At 54.2% G+C, this 17,918-nt stretch carries 15 protein-coding genes and 1 pseudogene; 12 read left to right on the plus strand and 4 right to left on the minus strand.

The features are described 5' to 3' along the window. The 5 genes from K5905_RS08055 to K5905_RS08075 form a co-directional block, all read left to right on the plus strand. Window positions 1–662 (plus strand): PrpF domain-containing protein (locus K5905_RS08055; protein ID WP_297582305.1); only part of this gene is annotated, 662 nt, incomplete at its 5' end. Continuing rightward, window positions 659–1,159: a ribonuclease E activity regulator RraA gene (gene rraA, locus K5905_RS08060; RefSeq protein WP_297582307.1), complete on the plus strand. Its 501-nt coding sequence runs from the start codon at window positions 659–661 to the stop codon at window positions 1,157–1,159. The genes K5905_RS08055 and rraA, both read left to right, overlap by 4 nt. Window positions 1,160–1,191: 32 nt before the next feature. Then, window positions 1,192–2,178 (plus strand): tripartite tricarboxylate transporter substrate binding protein, encoded by a 987-nt coding sequence (locus K5905_RS08065; RefSeq protein WP_297582309.1) that lies wholly within the window; start codon window positions 1,192–1,194, stop codon window positions 2,176–2,178. Between the two features lie 82 nt (window positions 2,179–2,260). Continuing rightward, window positions 2,261–2,752, plus strand: a complete 492-nt coding sequence (locus K5905_RS08070) for a tripartite tricarboxylate transporter TctB family protein (RefSeq protein ID WP_297582311.1) — start codon at window positions 2,261–2,263, stop codon at window positions 2,750–2,752. Window position 2,753: 1 nt separating this feature from the next. After that, on the plus strand, window positions 2,754–4,277 hold the full coding sequence (locus K5905_RS08075) for a tripartite tricarboxylate transporter permease (protein WP_297582313.1): 1,524 nt from the start codon (window positions 2,754–2,756) through the stop codon (window positions 4,275–4,277). Window positions 4,278–4,431: 154 nt separating this feature from the next. Here K5905_RS08075 and K5905_RS08080 read toward each other — a convergent pair whose 3' ends face one another. After that, on the minus strand, window positions 4,432–5,052 hold the full coding sequence (locus K5905_RS08080; RefSeq protein WP_297582315.1) for a glutathione S-transferase family protein: 621 nt from the start codon (window positions 5,050–5,052) through the stop codon (window positions 4,432–4,434). 362 nt (window positions 5,053–5,414) lie between these two features. Between K5905_RS08080 and K5905_RS08085 the strand changes: the two genes are divergently transcribed. The 6 genes from K5905_RS08085 to K5905_RS08110 all read left to right on the plus strand — a co-directional run bounded on the left by K5905_RS08085 (window position 5,415) and on the right by K5905_RS08110 (window position 12,636). After that, window positions 5,415–5,747, plus strand: coding sequence for a GYD domain-containing protein (locus tag K5905_RS08085; RefSeq protein WP_297582318.1), 333 nt, complete (start codon window positions 5,415–5,417; stop codon window positions 5,745–5,747). 898 nt (window positions 5,748–6,645) lie between these two features. Then, complete coding sequence (locus K5905_RS08090; RefSeq protein WP_297582321.1) at window positions 6,646–6,906, plus strand: DUF4212 domain-containing protein; 261 nt, start codon at window positions 6,646–6,648, stop codon at window positions 6,904–6,906. Between the two features lie 15 nt (window positions 6,907–6,921). Then, on the plus strand, window positions 6,922–8,709 hold the full coding sequence (locus tag K5905_RS08095; RefSeq protein ID WP_297582324.1) for a sodium:solute symporter family protein: 1,788 nt from the start codon (window positions 6,922–6,924) through the stop codon (window positions 8,707–8,709). 101 nt (window positions 8,710–8,810) lie between these two features. Then, a complete protein-coding gene (locus K5905_RS08100; protein WP_297582326.1) occupies window positions 8,811–10,640 on the plus strand; it encodes a DUF294 nucleotidyltransferase-like domain-containing protein in 1,830 nt (609 codons plus the stop codon). A 62-nt stretch (window positions 10,641–10,702) separates the two neighbouring features. Further along, window positions 10,703–11,224 (plus strand): hypothetical protein, encoded by a 522-nt coding sequence (locus tag K5905_RS08105; protein WP_297582328.1) that lies wholly within the window; start codon window positions 10,703–10,705, stop codon window positions 11,222–11,224. A 5-nt stretch (window positions 11,225–11,229) separates the two neighbouring features. Beyond that, a complete protein-coding gene (locus tag K5905_RS08110) occupies window positions 11,230–12,636 on the plus strand; it encodes a 3'-5' exonuclease (RefSeq protein ID WP_297582330.1) in 1,407 nt (468 codons plus the stop codon). Between the two features lie 270 nt (window positions 12,637–12,906). On the opposite strand, the gene K5905_RS08115 is transcribed toward K5905_RS08110, so the two are convergent. Together K5905_RS08115 and K5905_RS08120 are read right to left on the minus strand one after the other, a co-directional pair. Further along, the gene (locus tag K5905_RS08115) at window positions 12,907–14,163 is read right to left on the minus strand and encodes a hypothetical protein (protein WP_297582332.1); all 1,257 of its coding nucleotides are present in this window, start codon (window positions 14,161–14,163) and stop codon (window positions 12,907–12,909) included. Window positions 14,164–14,436: 273 nt separating this feature from the next. Next, the gene (locus K5905_RS08120; RefSeq protein ID WP_297582334.1) at window positions 14,437–14,829 is read right to left on the minus strand and encodes a hypothetical protein; all 393 of its coding nucleotides are present in this window, start codon (window positions 14,827–14,829) and stop codon (window positions 14,437–14,439) included. Between the two features lie 495 nt (window positions 14,830–15,324). Between K5905_RS08120 and K5905_RS08125 the strand changes: the two genes are divergently transcribed. Continuing rightward, entirely contained in the window at window positions 15,325–15,804 is a 480-nt protein-coding gene (locus K5905_RS08125) for an RNA polymerase sigma factor (RefSeq protein WP_297582335.1), read from the plus strand. 354 nt (window positions 15,805–16,158) lie between these two features. Here the strand turns inward: K5905_RS08125 and K5905_RS08130 are convergent. Next, a pseudogene (locus K5905_RS08130) lies at window positions 16,159–17,918 on the minus strand (hypothetical protein); the annotation flags it as partial.

The raw sequence follows: 17,918 nt of genomic DNA on the forward strand, positions 1-17,918 counted from the left end.
TGCTTGACTTCCTGTCACCGGGTGGTGCGGCGACCGGAAGACTGCTGCCGAGCGGCAATGCAGTGGATGAATTGCATGTTGGCGGGATTGGAATCGTCGAGGCCTCACTAATCGACGCCGCCAACGCTGTCGTGTTTGTCCGAGCAGCGGATCTTGGAAAATCGGCAATAGAATTGCCGGACAGTCTGGACAACGAAAAAGATTTCATGGAGCAGGTCGAGAAGATCCGTTGTGCCGGCTCAGTCGCGATGGGATTGGCTGGCTCTTCGGACAAAGCCGAACGTTCGACACCCAAGGTCGCCATTCTCGGGGAGGCGCGGTCATTTACCTCCCTGGATGGCGAATTCCATGCACTCGAGACGCATGATTTGAATGTGCGCCTGGTCTCCATGGGGAAGTTTCACCGCGCAATCACATTGACGGGCGGCATGTGTGCCGCCGTGGCAGCGCAGGTGCCGGGCTCGCTTGTTCAACAGATCTCAAATCCAGAAACAACTGACCTGAAGATCGGAACACCCTCCGGAGTTTTGAATGTCACGGCGGAAGTTCGCACAGGACCCAATGGACCGGAGGCCGTAACGGCCGGAACCTATCGGACACAGCGGCGGATCATGGAAGGGGCTGTTCTTTTTCCCGGTGAATTCCTGGAGGAAGGAAATTGAGTTCGTCAACAAACAGCTTCACGACGTCGGACCTGAACGACGCTCATCCCGGAAAGGTGCAGTTCGTCAATCTGCCGTTTCGTGATTTTGGTGCAAAGCGCAAATTTTGCGGAAAAATTCGCACCGCCGTGATGGTCGAGGATACCAGGCTGGTGCAGGAAACGTTGTTTTCCTCCGCAGGTGATGCGGGTGTCATCGTACTGGATGGAGGCGGTTCGATCCGCACCGCCTTGCTGGGAGACATGATGGCTGAAAGGCTGATTGGAAACGGCTGGGCCGGGATCATTATTAATGGAGCAGTTCGGGACTGCCATTTGCTGGCCGACCTCGACATTGGTGTCAAAGCTCTTGCGACGAGTCCGATCCGGTCAGGCAAGACCGGAAGCGGGGCCATTGATGTACCCGTGGCTTTTGGCGGCGTCTTTTTTGAACCTGGAAATTTCGTTTACTGCGACGGGGACGGGGTCCTTGTCGCGAACGAACCGCTCACATCGTGAGCAAATCAACGCCAACAATTTGGGAGGATCAAATGGCGTATAACAAACTAACCCGTCGGGCTTTTTCTGCGGCGATGGCCATGGCACTTGTCGTTGGTGCACCAGCAATGGCCACGGCGGAACAGGTTATGGACAGTATTCATTTTCTGATCCCGGGCGGTGCAGGAGGTGGCTGGGACGGTACAGCACGCGGAACCGGTGAAGCGTTGACCAAAGCCGGTCTCGTGGGCTCTGCGTCTTATGAAAACATGTCAGGTGGAGGTGGTGGAAAGGCCATTGGGTATCTGATCGAAAACGCTGAAAGCAATCATGGCACGCTTATGGTCAACTCGACACCGATCGTGATCCGTTCACTGACCGGTGTGTTCCCGCAAAACTTTCGCGACCTGACCCTGGTTGCCGGCACGATCGGCGATTACGCTGCTCTCGTAGTTTCAGCCAATGGCGATATCAAGGACCTTAATGGCCTTATTGATGCTTTTAACGCTGATCCGGCGGGTACCGCGATTGGTGGCGGGTCCGTTCCAGGAGGCATGGATCACTTGGTCGCGGCCATGGTTTTCCAGGCAGCCGGCGCGGATCCGGTCGCAATGAAATACGTTCCTTATGACGGTGGCAGCAAGACCATGGCCGGTCTGCTCTCAGGAGAGGTTCAGGCAGTTTCAACCGGTTTCTCGGAAGCTGTCGAGCTCGCCAAAGCAGGGGAAGTTCGCATTATCGGTGTGACCGCACCCGAGCGCGTGGATGCGTTCGCAGAAGCGCCGACAATGGTGGAGCAAGGCAACGACACGACCTTCGTCAACTGGCGAGGTTTCTTTGCCGCACCGGGGCTTCCGGCCGACAAGCTGGCAGCCTATCAGGCTGCGATTGCTCAGATGTATGAGACCGATGAATGGGAGGAAGTCCGGGCGCGCAATGGTTGGGTGAACATCCATAACCCGGGTGATGATTTCCGTTCGTTCCTGGAGGGGCAGGAACAGGTGATCGGCGATCTCATGAAAAAGTTGGGCTTCCTATGAAGACCTTCCCGATCTGCTGACTGAAAAATGCGTTCGGGGGTTCCCGAACGCATCACTGACCAAATAACAGAAGGGGAGGACGATGGCGCTCGATCGTTGGTTGGCTTTGGTCATCTTGCTGATCTGCCTGGCCTATGGCTACGCAGCCTACTTCACCATGGATGCGCTTTTGCCACCTATCATGAAACGCAGTCCAATATGGCCGTCGAGTTTTCCGAAAGTCCTGGCTGTTGGTGGGGTTCTGCTGTCACTCAGTATCCTGCTTGGCCTGGAAAAATCTCCCAGCAAGCCGGATGCCGCCGATATCAATCTGTCTCGGCTTCATGAATACAAGGTCGGTCAGGCGGTCATTCTTCTTGCAGCGATGGTTGCTTATGCACTGCTTTTGCGCCCACTTGGTTTCCTGGCGGCGACGTTCCTGTTTCTGGCGGGTGGAAGCTTCATTCTCGGTGAACGTCGTTATGTCGTGATGATTGTTGTTGCGGCAATTGCCGCCGGTACGGTCTGGTATCTGGTGGACGTGGTGCTTGGGATCTTTCTAAGTCCGTTCCCGTTATTCGTAAGTGGAGGTTGAGATGCTCGAAGGACTTCTGACGGGCCTCGCGACGGCCTTTACCTTTACAAACATCATGATGGTGGTCGGCGGATGCCTGATCGGTACGTTTATCGGTATGCTTCCGGGGCTTGGTCCCATGTCGATCATCGCCATCATGATCCCTGTCGCGATCACGATCGGCGATCCGTCAGCCGCACTGATCCTGTTGGCAGGTGTTTATTATGGCGCGGTTTTTGGCGGGTCGACTTCTTCAATCCTCATCAACGCGCCGGGTGTCGCGTCAACAGTCGCGACGTCTTTCGACGGATACCCGTTGGCGCGCAAAGGTCAGGCCGGCAAGGCGTTGACCGTCGCGGCCATCGCGTCGTTCGCGGGCGGTACCATTGGTGCGATTCTGCTGATGGTCTTTGCCCCAGCCCTCGCATCGGTTGCCTTGCTGTTTCACTCGTCGGAATATTTTGCGTTGATGGTTGTTGGGCTGTCGGCCATTGCTGCATTCGCCGGAACTGGACAGGTCGGAAAAGCTCTCCTCATGACATTCCTTGGATTAATGATGGCCACCGTCGGGGAGGGAGTGCTTTTCAACGCGCCCCGTTTCACGATGGGCATCATGGACCTTCAGTCGGGCTTCGGCTTTATCACCCTGGCAATGGCAATGTTTGCCTTGCCGGAGGCAATCTTTCTTGTTCTCAATCCTGATAGGTCCAACACCGGAGATGGTGGAGAAGGAGGAAAGATCAAGAACCTGCGCATCACCAGGGACGAAGCGCTGCGTATCACACCGGTGATCGGTCGTCAGTCGATCCAGGGTTTCTTTATTGGTGTTCTTCCCGGTGCCGGAGCAACGATCGCCTCGTTTCTGGGATATGCGGTTGAACGTAACATCGCCTCGAAAGAAGAGCAGGAGCAATTCGGAAAAGGATCGGTCAAGGGAATTGCAGCTCCGGAAAGTGCCAACAACGCCGCGTGCACCGGGTCCTTTGTTCCGCTGCTCACCCTCGGCATTCCCGGGTCGGGTACCACAGCCATTTTGCTCGGTGCGCTGATTGCCCTCAATGTCAGTCCAGGTCCACGCCTGATGATCGATGAGCCGCAGATTTTCTGGGCAGTGATCATATCCATGTATCTGGGCAACCTGGTGTTGCTGATCCTGAACCTGCCGCTGATTCCATACATTGCAAAGGTTCTGGCTGTTCCGCGCAACTATCTCATCCCGTTTATCCTGTTCTTTACGTTGATGGGAGCTTACATCGGACAGAACAATGCGACAGAACTCCTGCTTCTGGTCGGATTCGGCATTTGTGCAACGCTGTTCCGGTTCGCGGATTACCCGCTGGCGCCGTTGCTGATCGGCTTCATTCTGGGGCCGTTGCTCGAAAACAACTTTTCCCGCGCAATGCAGCTCTATGACGGAGTGGGTTTCGTCTGGGAGCGACCGATGACCCTGGCTCTGCTGGTATTGGCGGTGCTGCTCGTGGTCTTGCCGGCGTATCGCTCTCGTCGTGCCCGGGCACGAGCCGAAGGTGTCGCCGATGGGGATTAGGTCGCTTACCTATAAAATTGGTGGCGAGAGTAGGAGTGGAGTTGTTTAGACGCGAGGCGCTAACTTGCTGGAAATCGTCAGGTTTTCATTGTTTGCAACACAATATCGATGCAAATCAGCTTAAGGTGGTTTTGTCCGAATTCACAGGTCGACCTCAGGTAATGGGCACCATGACACCCGACTTGTATGACGGCCGTTCGGTCAGGCGTGTCCACCAGGTTCTGAGACTTGGCAGGTCGGGACGAGGAAACTCCATGCAATGCCAGCGATAAGCAGAACAACCAACGGGGATATCAGCCATGCTCAACTGGTCACCCAGAAGGTAGGGGCGGGAGCTTAGGTGATTATCGAGCACTTGCCAAAGAGCTGAACACTTTTCAATTGCACTCTCGATAGCAGCAACGTCCCGATTGGAGGGTGAGGTACGGACAAGTTGCCAGAATAGTGTTGTCATGGGGGGATGTAGCTCAGCGAGATACCAATCCATCCACTGATTGGCATGTCCACGACTTTCCGCTGTACCGGGCATCCAAGGGGATGAGCCATACTTGTCACAGAGATACCGGACAATCGCGTTCGATTCCCAAAGGACATAGTTGCCGTCTACAAGGGTCGGAACCCTGCCGTTGGGGTTCTTCAGGAGATAATCCGCCGCGTCATTGCCACCAAAGGCACCGCCGATATCGGACCTTTCAACGTCGAGACCGAGTTCAGCTGCGCACCACATCACCTTTTGGACGTTTACGGAGTTGGCGCGTCCAAGGACTTTGATCATCGGAATATCCTGACATTTCTAATGTTCCGGATGGATACATGGTTGAAGGGCAAACTCGCTCACGTGCCTGTTTGCCAGTTTCCGTGGTTGTTTGTCTATTCCTCAAAAGGGCAGATTTAAAATGACGATTGTTCACAACCAATTTGGTTCCCGGTTCATCAATTCTCCCGAATTGCGCCTCTAAAGGATTCAATTTCCTGTGTACCTGATGTCTGGTCGTGGGGTCGGTTGAACGCATGTCATTACAGATGGGGAGTAGTATTCCTGTCGATTCACGCATAATCTTACGTAGGGTAAGTTTGGTTGAGTTTCAGGCAATTGGTGCTTGAGACGGTCCGATCTGACCCCTGAGGGAGGATTTTATGCCAAGATTTATTGTTTCGGGAAGTTACACCGCAGTTGCCATGAAAGCCATGGTCGCAAATCCGGGGGATCGCGAAGGAACCGTTCGGGCCGTCGTGGAAGCGGCAGGAGGGCGGTTGGAAAGCTATCTTCTGACCACGGGTAAAACCGACTTTACCGTCACGGTTACGGTAGATGATGTTACGAACCTCCTGGCGGGTTTGCTGGCGACCGGAGCCAGTGGCGCGATTTCCAACCTAAAGACCGTTCAGGCCTTCACTTCCGACGAATTTACCGCAATGCAAAAGAAAGCGGGAGCAATTGCCAGCGTCTACAAGGCGCCAGGAAGCTGAACGAAAAAAAGCGTCGGGATGGGTTTTTCGCGATCCCGGCGCTTGCACGATTTGAGTTGCTCTCAGGCATGATTTCTAAAAACGACGTTTAGAAAAATCTACTTTAAAAGTATTGCGCCATGGAATGGCCCTACAGCCAATTATTAGCACCAGCACGGCGAAGCGCCAGTGGCGATAATTCGTTGACCCTGCATGACGGGTTTTCTCCAAGATTGCTCTTAAAACTCGACGCGAAGAACGAAAATCCTAGTTTATTCAGTTATATAGATTAATTTTGCAGCTGTCGTAGCACTTAAGTTTTTAACTGGAGTGCATAGCGTCAGGTTCATGGCCAGCGTATGTAACAGATGCATATTCTTGTCAATACCCTCATGGGTGCATGATTTCTTAGACCTAAGTATTAATACACTTTGCTACTCCCATACTTAAGTATTGCATACAATGGTATGATAATACCTAAGTATATTAGTTCAATAGTAGTCTTGAATATGTTTAATCTGTTGGTAATGTCCGCGTCACAGTTGAGATGATCTCCGGTCTCTTCCCGTTTTACGTTTTGTGGGCAGTGGAAATTTCGTAGCGGAACTCATTGACTTGCCGACCGTCAAACCCGGCAATGACATTGAACATGGCAAACATGGACCGCGTCGATCTGACTTCACAGCACAGGCGGGCAGCATTCGATTGGGGGTTCTCATTCTCAGTTGCGTTGAACATAGCGTGATGCAGCCGTCTGGAGGGGTGGCTTTGTTGCGGCGCGTCAACGAAGGGCAAGGCATCGGCTGACAGCCGCGGGCCTGAATGGAACGGCCAGACGGGTGGCTGTTGAAGATTGGATCCGAAGCAGCGGTTGAGCGCGGCTTTTCAGGATAAACCCGGACTAAGTGGAGGAGCCAACATGTCCGACAATTCAAACAATAACGCCTATTGGTCCGCCAATATGCGCATCATTGTGGTCAGCCTCATCATCTGGGCGCTGGTCTCCTTCGGGTTTGGCATCCTGCTGCGCCCGATGTTGAGCGGCATCGCCGTTGGCGGCACCGATCTTGGCTTCTGGTTTGCCCAGCAGGGATCGATCCTGGTCTTTCTGGCAATCATCTTCTTTTACGCATGGCGGATGAACAGACTCGATCGCGAACACGGTGTGGACGAAGAATAGGGACTTCGGGGACAGATGGATCAGTTTACTATCAATCTGCTGTTTGTGGGCGGCTCGTTTGCGCTCTATATCGGCATTGCAATCTGGGCCCGTGCCGGCTCAACGTCTGAATTCTATGCCGCCGGACGCGGTGTGCACCCGGTCACCAACGGGATGGCAACTGCCGCCGACTGGATGTCTGCAGCGTCGTTTATCTCCATGGCTGGCTTGATTGCGTTCACAGGCTACGACAACAGTTCGTTCCTGATGGGCTGGACCGGCGGGTACGTGCTGCTGGCCTTGCTGCTGGCCCCTTACCTGCGCAAATTCGGCAAGTTCACTGTGTCGGAGTTTATCGGCGACCGTTTTTACAGTCAGACCGCCCGCATTGTTGCGGTTGTCTGTCTGATCGTTGCATCGACCACCTATGTGATTGGTCAGATGACAGGTGTCGGCGTTGCCTTTGGCCGCTTCCTTGAGGTCAGCAATACAGCCGGTTTGCTCATTGGTGCGTGTGTGGTGTTCGCCTATGCCGTTTTTGGTGGCATGAAGGGGGTGACCTACACCCAGGTCGCACAATATGTCGTGTTGATCACCGCTTACACCATCCCGGCAATCTTCATCTCGCTTCAGCTCACGGGGAATGCCATTCCGGCCCTCGGACTGTTCGGTAACGATGTCGCAAGTGGTGAGCCGCTGCTTGCAAAGCTGAATCAGGTCGTGACTGAGCTTGGTTTCAATTCCTATACAGCGCATCATTCAGACACTTTCAATATGGTGCTTTTCACCTTGTCGCTGATGATCGGTACTGCCGGCCTGCCTCATGTGATCATGCGCTTTTTCACAGTGCCTAAAGTTTCCGATGCGCGCTGGTCTGCCGGTTGGGCGTTGGTATTCATCGCACTTCTCTACCTGACGGCGCCTGCTGTCGGCGCCATGGCGCGTCTGAACATCACCGAAATGATGTGGCCGAACGGCGGTATCAATAATGGGGCTGTCACCCTTGAGCAGATCGATAACGACAAGCGTTACGACTGGATGGAAACCTGGCAGAAAACCGGGCTTCTGAACTGGGAAGACAAGAACCATGACGGCAAGATCCAGTACTACAACGACAAAAACGCCGACATGCAGGCTGTTGCCGAGGAAAAAGGCTGGGTCGGCAACGAGTTGACCAAGTTCAACCGGGATATTCTGGTTCTGGCCAATCCGGAAATCGCCAACCTGCCCAGCTGGGTGATTGGTCTGGTGGCAGCCGGTGGTCTGGCGGCGGCACTATCGACGGCCGCGGGTCTGCTCCTGGCCATTTCGTCGGCGGTCAGTCATGATCTGATCAAGGGGGCCATCAATCCGGGGATTTCGGAGCGCGGGGAGTTGCTATCAGCGCGAATTGCCATGGCGGTTGCCATTATGGTGGCAACATATCTGGGACTGAATCCACCCGGATTTGCCGCGCAAACCGTGGCCCTGGCCTTCGGTCTTGCGGCAGCCTCGATCTTCCCGGCGCTGATGATGGGGATCTTCTCGACCCGCATCAACAACACTGGTGCGGTTGCCGGAATGCTGGCCGGTCTGGTCGTGACGCTGGTTTACATCTTCCTGCATAAGGGGTGGTTCTTCATCCCGGGAACGAACAGCTTTACCGATGCCGATCCGCTGCTCGGTCCGGTCAAGTCGACCTCGTTCGGTGCAATAGGAGCTGCGATCAACTTCACGGTTGCCTATATTGTTGCGGGTATGACCAAGGAAACCCCGCAGGCGATCAAGGACCTGGTTGCAAGCGTTCGCATCCCGCGTGGTGCCGGCGTGGCTCAGGATCACTGACGCTTAACGGGGGGCCGTAATGCGGCCTCCCGACCTCTTATTGATCCTGTCCTGTCCGGTAAACATCGGACGGGACATTTTGTTCTTTCAAGGCTTGTGTGATGTCCCTGACACCAGATCAGATCCTGCACTTTCTCAAGTCAGTGCACCCTTATGACTCGCTTTCGCAGGAACGGCTGGAAACACTTACCGGGCAGTTCGAGGTCTGGAACATGGATGCCGGTTCCGATGTCTATGAGTTAGGCGACCGGTTACCCGGATTATTTCTTATCCATGAAGGTGCTGTCGAGGTGCGGGATGAAAACAATGTCCTCGTCAGTCACTTAAGACCGAGGAACTCGTTTGGCGAACGCGGGCTGATGCGTGAAGGAATTGCCGTCACGTCCGCCAAGGTTGATGAAGATTCCGTCCTGCTGGTGCTCCCACCTGTGGTGTTTCACGGTCTCATTGCCGAGAACAAGTCGTTTTCCCGTTTCTTTGACCGTGCACGGAGATCGCAGACAGACGAAAACAGTCTGGTGACAAGTCGTGCAGCGACGCTGATGGCTTCGAAACCTGTCACCTGCTTGCCTGAAACGACGGTGCAAAATGCGGCGCGGACGATGCGGGACCGGCGTATGTCTTCGCTTTGCGTGACCGGTGCCGATGGCGCACTGAAGGGGATTGTGACCACTCGGGACCTGTCAGGTAAAATTCTGGCGGAAGGCCTGCCGGTCGAGACAACCGTGGCCGACATCATGACGGCCAATCCGATCACGCTTGCGCCCTCGGCCATTGGTTCGGACATTCTACATCTGATGATGGAACGTCGCGTGGGCCACATACCGATTATTGAAGGTAAACGTCTTGTCGGGATTGTCACGCAGACGGATCTGACCCGGTTTCAGGCGGTCAGTTCCGGAAATTTGGTGCGCGAAATCGCGATTGCAAGTTCCTCGGAAGAGATGGCCAAGGCAACTGCAGGCATTCCCAGACTATTGGTTCAGCTTGTGGCCGGTGGGAGCAGACATGAAGTCGTAACCAGACTGATCACCGACATTGCCGACACGGCGACGCGCCGTCTTCTGGCGCTTGCAGAAGAGAAACTGGGTCCACCGCCAGTACCATATCTGTGGCTCGCCTGTGGTTCACAGGGGCGGCAAGAGCAAACCGGTGTAAGTGATCAGGACAATTGCCTGTTTTTGGACAACAGTGTCAGAGTTTCCGATCGGGAAGGGTATTTTGCGGACTTGGCAAAATTCGTCTGCGATGGATTGAATACCTGCGGTTATGTCTACTGTCCCGGCGACATGATGGCGACAAACCCGCGCTGGTGCCAGCCGGTAGATGTCTGGAAAGGGTATTTTGAAGGTTGGATCCGCAAGCCTGATCCGGAAGCGCAAATGCTGAGCTCCGTTATGTTCGACCTTCGGCCGATTGGCGGGCAAAAAGCGCTTTTTGAGAACACCCAGGACGCAACTTTGAAAGCAGCGAGCGAAAATTCGATTTTTGTTGCGCACATGATCAGCAACTCGCTCAAACACACACCACCTTTGAATCTTCTGCGAGGGCTGGCCACAATCCGCTCAGGTGAGAACAAGAATGCGCTGGACATGAAGCTCAATGGTGTCGTGCCGGTCGTCGATCTCGCGCGGATTTATGCGCTGCAAGGGCAGATCGGTTCGGTCAACACGAGGGCTCGTCTGGTTGAGGCACGTGAGATCGGGCAGCTCAGTCAGTCCGGTGCCGGGGACCTGCTGGACGCCTACGACCTGATTGCCGAGACCCGATTGCTGCATCAGGCCGGGTTGGTGAAGCAGGGAGGCCAGCCTGACAATTTTCTGCAACCATCCATGTTGTCGGATTTTGAGCGCAGTCACCTGCGAGACGCCTTTGTGGTGGTCAAGACCATGCAATCAGCGATCGGTCATGGGCGTGGAATGCTGACATAGGCAAAACTCTTCGGACGCAGCCGGCTAGCAGACTGCCGAAGTGTCCGATTTGGAGGAAAACAATGTTCGTCGAACTGATTGCCACTTTTGTTGCGGGCCTTGCAGGAGCCGGTGCCGTGATGTTGGTCAACAGGGTGCTGGGAGGACGGCTGCCGCGCTGGGCTACCCCGGTCGTTGCCGGAATGGCGATGCTTACGGTCATTATTTCGAACGAATACAGTTGGTTTTCCCGCACCAGGGATGCACTACCCGAAGACGTGGTGATTGCGCAAACGATCGAAAGCAAGGCATTTTATCGGCCCTGGACGTATGTGTGGCCGTTTGTGGAGCGCTTTGTCGCGGTCGACATGGCGACCGTTCGCTCACATCCTCAACAACCTGGCGTCAAACTGGCCGAGGTCTATTTTTTCGGACGCTGGTCTCCGGTCAGTAAAGTGCCCGTTCTGACGGATTGCCCAGGCTTGAAGCGTGCTGCTCTAACCGACGGGATCTCGTTTGAAAGTGATGGTGTCGTCTCCGGGGTCGAGTGGGTCGCCGTCCCTTCGGGTGACCCAGTTGTTTCCACGATCTGTGGAGGTGGATGATGTTGATGTCAATCAGCTTGAGGATGCGCATCTTCCTAACGTTTTTTTCTGCTGCTGTTGCCAGTTCCACCCTGGTTGCCGTCGCCCTTTATATCGGGTTTTTGCGAGCAGCTGAGGAAGGGCACGCGGCCGGCTTCCTGTTTGCGGGTGTTCTGTCGTTCTTTGGGCTACTCGCTGTCTCCACTGGTGTCTGGCGTTTTTTCGATGAGTATGTTGCTCGTCCGATTGAGCATATCGCATCGAACGTCCGCGCGTGTGCCCATGCAGATGTCAAGTCTTCGATAGACATGCACAAGGCGCGCTTCCTTGGCGATCTGGCCCCCGCCGTTCACGCCGTGACCGGACATCTTTCGAAAGTCTCTGATGGCGCCGATCAGATTGTTGCTGCCGAGACTTCACGTCTGATGGCTGAAAAAGCGCATCTTGCGCTTCTGCTCACCGAGATACCGGTTGCGATCATCCTTGTCAGTCCGACGAACCAGATCATGCTTTATGACGGTCAGGCTGCCGATGTCCTGGGCCAGGTTCATGTGCCCCGACTGAGCGCGTCCATATTCGACTATTTCAACGAGATTGATTTGCGGTCAGGCCTTGATCAACTGTCGGAAAATCGAACGGAAGTCGTGCTTGAAGTTCGCGGGAGCGGAGGCAGGTTGAGTTTTGAACTGCGCCTGAAAAAACTTCACAAGACGCCGGGCTACATGATCCTCGTTGACGACACGCATGCGCGGATCGCGCCGGAAGCAGCGCGCCCACTGATCTTTGACTTCGATCTGTCGGAACACGAGACCGAACATGCGATCGAAAATCGTCCGATCAAAGGTTTGAATTTTGTGGTTTTCGATACGGAAACCACCGGCCTGATGCCCAACAAGGACGAGATTGTTCAGGTTGGGGCTGTGCGTGTCGTCAAAGGCCGGATCGTACCCGGTGAAAGTGTGAACCAGCTGGCAAATCCAGGGCGTAGCATTCCACGTGCGTCAACCAAAGTTCACGGGATTACGGATTCCATGGTCGCCGGTGCCCCCGACGTCTCAGCCGTCGTTTCCGGCTTGCACGCCTTTGCGCGAGAGTCTGTGCTCGTGGCCCACAATGCACCGTTTGACATGGCGTTTTTGCACCGGCACGAAAAGACATCCGGATTGATTTGGGATCATCCGCTGCTGGATACGGTACTGCTGTCTGCCGTGCTGTTTGGAGATACGGAAGTTCACACTTTGGACGCACTATGTGAACGCCTCGACATCAGGATCGATCCCGACTTGCGCCATACGGCGCTTGGCGATGCCCAGGCAACGGCTGAAGCACTGTGCAAGATGTTGCCAATTCTTGAAGGCAAGGGATTCGAAACATTTGGTGATGTCATACAGGAAACTCGAAAACACGGTCGGCTCCTGAAGGATCTGAACTGATCCTTGCCAATGAGATCCGAGGGCGGTTCTGCAGATATTGAGCGTCTCGAAGCTGGCGACCGGTGCTGGTTGACCCGGTTGGATCACCTCCGTCAAATGACCCCACTTTCAATTGAGATACTCTTATGGCAGGGGCGTATTTGTGAATGCCGATTGCGCCCGATGTTGGGTCCCGCCTGAAATCGGTTCCGCCATTGGTCAGCCTTCTGTTTTCTTGAGATGGAAAGCAGAAGGCCGAATTCGATTGCACTGAACTGATGTCAGAGCAGGTCAGTCAAATACATGACCATGCTGATAGCGTTCGTCCTTGCCTGCTGCCTCCGTCAGAGCGGCGACATTGGACTTGGTGAAGAAGCCGTCAAAAGCCTTGCAGCGCTCGATATATTCCGTGATCAGCAACGTGTGCTGAGAGTGCTTTGAGAAGATCTGCTTGAGATCGGGTGAGTCCTTGCACTCGCCGACAACGTGCGCAAGGAAGGGGACACCCTCCTGACCCAGAATACCGACGACGTAATCGACATTTTTCTGTCCGGTCTCATGATCGCCGTCTTCAACTTCCACTGCCATATGGTGCATCCTGCGGCCATAGTTTCGGACAAAATTCTCCGTCGGCATGGGCAGGTTTTCGAAGGAGTTGACGAAAGACGGCGTGTTGTTTGCGGTAAAGACCTTTGCCGGCGATTGTTTATCGTCCGAGACCGTCGGGCAACGGTTTACATTGGTCGACGAGTTCATGTCCTGAATGTTGTATGCACCCCAGAAGTAATAAGGCACCATCGTCAGGAACTCGAGAATGGCATCCTCGCGTTCTCCGGCAAGAATGCGGGTTGCCATATGGTCATAGCCGAGCATCAATTCGTTCAAGCCATGAGTTTCAGCGAACGCGACACCCTTCGCAAGCTGCGCCTTTTCCTCGTCCGTGAGGTGGTAAGGTTCGCCGAGCGACAGGCTTGCCGGATCGTTGAAATCACCGGCCGAATAGCCAACGCGATTGCCAGTGAAGTCGGAAATGGTCGAGAATAAAATGTTCTCCGACGTGTAAAGGGCATTTTCTGTGTCCCCTGGATATTCGAAGCGGATGCTCTGGTCTTCCAGTGTTTTCCTAACTGTGTTGATATCCGAGCAATCGAAAATCTCGCCGACATACCGGGTGTTGGGTTTTTGGCGCGCCAGGGGATAAAGAACGTTGAGGCGCTTGATATAGTCTTCATAATTGGAGGAAAGTGGCTCCTTGATGATGAGCGCAGGGAACTCCGGCTTTGTATGAAGCACGTGAAGCTTGTGGGTCTGTGAAATGTAGCTTGAGTGATAGCGGTTTGGTGTCATGCGGTGAATTTCCGCCATTGTGGCGACACCGTCTCCCGCTTCAACCTGAACTATCATCGCCTTCATGTGACCGACATTGTCGTCGATGCCGGAAGACTGTCGTCGCTCGTAGATCTTATGCCTGTAAGTTTCGAAAAATTCTGAGTTCTTCTTGTCACCCTTGGGTTGATAACCGGCATAGTCGAAACTGGTCGCGTCCATAGTTCTCTCGCCTTTGATCTTCATTCCTGCTCGGCACTTCGCCTTTGGAAATTCAAACAATTTCTGATCAATCCGGTGATCTTAGGACGGAGCTGTGCAGGGAGCAATCAGCAAGCATAAACTGTAATTACCTGAAAGGTTCAGGGACAAAAGGGCGGGGCTCCAAGCGAAGGCCAATCAATCGCAACTCTCTAGATTCGTGCCGGGAACACAAAAGAAAGGCCGCGCTGTTTGCGCGGCCCTTTCTTGGATTGCTTCATTCATGAAGCATTCTTACTGATGCGGAAAACCCTTCTTCGCGGTGCCGTTCCAGTCGCCCTGGAACTGCAGGATCAGAAGTGATCTATCGGATCCACGAACCTGGGCATTGTTTGCAGCTTGCCGGCGAACAGGCACAGGGTTGTTGCCATTCAGGTCGCCAACGGTCTGGTCAGGAAAGTCGGCATAGGCTGCATTGCTCTGTTGTCTGGAGACAGACTGCCGGTTTTGAGCGGCTTGCAATGCCTTCTGGTTTTGAATCTGCATCAGGCGAATGGACAACGGCTTATCGCCGGTCAGATCACCAACGGTGTCATCCGGATCGTCCGCAAATGCGTTTCCGATCATCGCGGTGGAAACAAATGCGGCTGCAAGCAGGGATGACAGAAGTTTCTTATTCGTACGCATAATCAAGCTCCGTGTTGACTGCTTTTCTCGACCAACATCTGCTGGTATTGCAACGCCAACAATGTGGTCTAGAAATAGAAACGTATCGGGATGATGATGGTTCCGAAAATTTTGAATTTATATTTTTTAATATTCAATATTCTTTTTCATTTATTTTAATATTCATGGTAATAATGGTATTATTTCAAATTATATTTACAATTATTTGATTAATTCTTGAAAAAATTTTGTTTTGAAAGCGTGGATGCTCAGGCGATCGGCAAGATTCCATCAAATTGGAACTTGGGATCTATGCCCATTTTGAAGAGGCAATCATACATGCGATATTGGGTTTCTCTCGTTCACTGCAAGTAACATTTTCTTAATCGCATGTGTCATCGCGTGTTGTTACTCAAGAATTGATCAACTGCAGATGAATTTACTTTGAGAATTGTAAAAGTCATGGCTGGAAGCCATTACATGCGGATCATCGCACCAGTTGCACGGGAGGGCCCGATGAGCCGTTTTGAGGACAATTTCGTACAAGACCTTCAAACTGAAATGCCGCACCTGCGTCGGTATGCCCGATCCGTCACCGGGTCTGCGGAGGCGGGCGAAGATCTTATGCAAACGGCGCTTGAACGTGCATTGCGCAATCGTGCCCAGTTCACGCATGGAACAGAGTTACGGCGCTGGCTCTTTACCATTGTCCGCAATGCGCATCTTGACGAGATCAGAAAATACGAGCGCCGCGGTCATCATGTGCCGATTGAGGAATGGTATGAAGAAACGCATTTCGCGCCGACGCAGGAAAAATATCTGGAACTTGGGGACGTGGCGAAGAACATTGAGAGGCTTCGACCCGAGGAACGCGATGTTCTGCAGCTCTGCGTTTTTTCCGGCCTGTCACACGATCAGGTCGCAAATCGCATGGGCGTTGCTGTTGGAACCGTGAAAAGCCGGTTGTCGCGGGCACGACAAGCTCTGGCGGCCTGATCATGGCTGTCGAGGAATACGGTTTATCGGAAGGGAAGCAACCGTTTCTGATTTATGCCATCAGACGGTTCCGGTTTGTCGAAACGGTCGGCCTGACCGTTACCATTTAACAGATTGTCCATTCGGAGTTTGCCGAGGAGACTTGAGTTACTAGGCTTCGAACCTTCCCGAAACAACGTTCGCAAACGCCCGGCGTTCAGCCGTGCGGATAACGAGAAGTTTGTTGAAATGTCTTGCGAAGTCGCGCCGAGGGAGTGGTGAAACAATGAAACCGGACAGCTGCGTCTTTGCGCAATTTGAAAGGAGTTGGGGAGTCGTGGCTCCCCAAATCACTGGTGTTCTGATCTTGCTTCGTCAGACGAACTGGAAGTCATCTTCATGAAGGTTCGCCGTCGAAACTCCCTGTAATTCGATCGATGTGCTTGCGTCGATCGTAATCACGATGTTGGACCCCACATCGGTTGCGGCGGCAAGTACGCTGGCAAAGTCCGCAAAGAGAGTGGTTTCAAAGGACAGAATGTCGTCGGACCCAGCACCTGCGGCGAAATCAGTCACGGTGTCATGACCAGTGTCACCCGCCTTGAAGACAAATGTGTCGCTGCCGGTTCCGCCCGTCAGAGTGTCGTCTCCTCCGTTGCCGGTCAGAACGTCATTTCCAGCCAATCCTTCAATCAGATCATCTGAAGCACCGCCTGAAAGCGCGTTGTCTGTGTCTGTTCCAAGAACATTCAGTCCTGCGGAGGTTGTGCCCGAATAAACGGTTCCGTCATATCCGACATAGTTGCCGTTCTGATCGGGGACGAAGGTGTAGGTGGCGCCGGTGTCGTCAGTGGTGCCGTCGGCCCTTTGGGCGCCGACGCTGACAACTCCGCCCTGGCTGACGGAGACGGAAATGCCGAAGGCGTCGGAAGCTTCCCCATCGGGAGCGGTGAGCTTGTACTGGGTGTAACCACCATTGCCATCCGGCACAAAGACATAGGCAGAACCGGAGGTCGAGCCGGCATCGTCATTGCCATGGGCTCCGACAACAATCGTGCCGTTGTCGTTGATGCTGACCGCAGAACCGAAGACATCGCCGGCGAACTTGTCCAGGGCCGACAGTTTGGTCTCGGTATAGCCGCCATTGCCGTCCGGCTGGTAGACATAGACAGAGCCACTGTTGGTGACTGCGCCGTCTTCATCGCCATAGGCGCCAACGACAACCGTTCCGGCAGCATTGACCGCCGCCGAATGGCCAAAGAAGTCCGATGCAACGCCATCGGACGCGGTCAGTTTGACCTCGGTGTACCCGCCATTGCCGTCGGGCGTGAAGACATAAACAGCCCCGGTATCCAGCGTAGCGTCATCGCCATAAGGAGCGCCGACAACCACCTGACCGGCATCGCTGATGGTGACGAATTTGCCGAAGTTGTTGTTGGCCGCACGATCGGACGCGGTCAGCTTGACCTCGTCATAACCGCCAAAGCCATCGGGCGAGTAGACATAGACGGAGCCGGAATTGGTGGCGTAATCGTCATCTCCGTGGGCACCAACCGCGATCACGCCGCTTTCGTTGATGGCGGAGCTCCAGCCGAAGAGGTCTCCGGAGATGCCGTCCGACGGCATCAGCTTGGCTTCGAAGTAGTCGCCATTGCCGTCGGGTCGGAAGACGTAAACAGCGTTGTTGTTGAAGGCACCGGCAACGGCAACCCCGGCATTGTTGAGGGCAACCGAATAGCCAAAGGCACTGGTCGCACCGAGATCGGAGGCCGACAGCTTGAGCTGCGTGTACCCGCCATTGCCGTCGGGCGTGTAAAGATAAGCCGAGCCAGAGGCGTTGCCCTTGTCGTCGTCGCCATGCGCCCCGGCCAGAACAACACCATTGTCGTTCACAACACTGTTCAGACCGAACAGATCCGTCGTGCCACCGTCAGACGCCGTCAGCTTCGCTGGGGCAAGATTGTCCGAATTGACCGGATTGCTGGCCGAGCCGTCAGCCGGAACCCCTGAATAAACGGTTCCGTCATATCCGACATAGTTGCCGTTCTGATCGGGGACGAAGGTGTAGGTGGCGCCGGTGTCGTCAGTGGTGCCGTCGGCCCTTTGGGCGCCGACGCTGACAACTCCGCCCTGGC

The organism is Roseibium sp. (assembly GCF_025698965.1).
In the GTDB taxonomy this organism is placed as follows: domain Bacteria; phylum Pseudomonadota; class Alphaproteobacteria; order Rhizobiales; family Stappiaceae; genus Roseibium.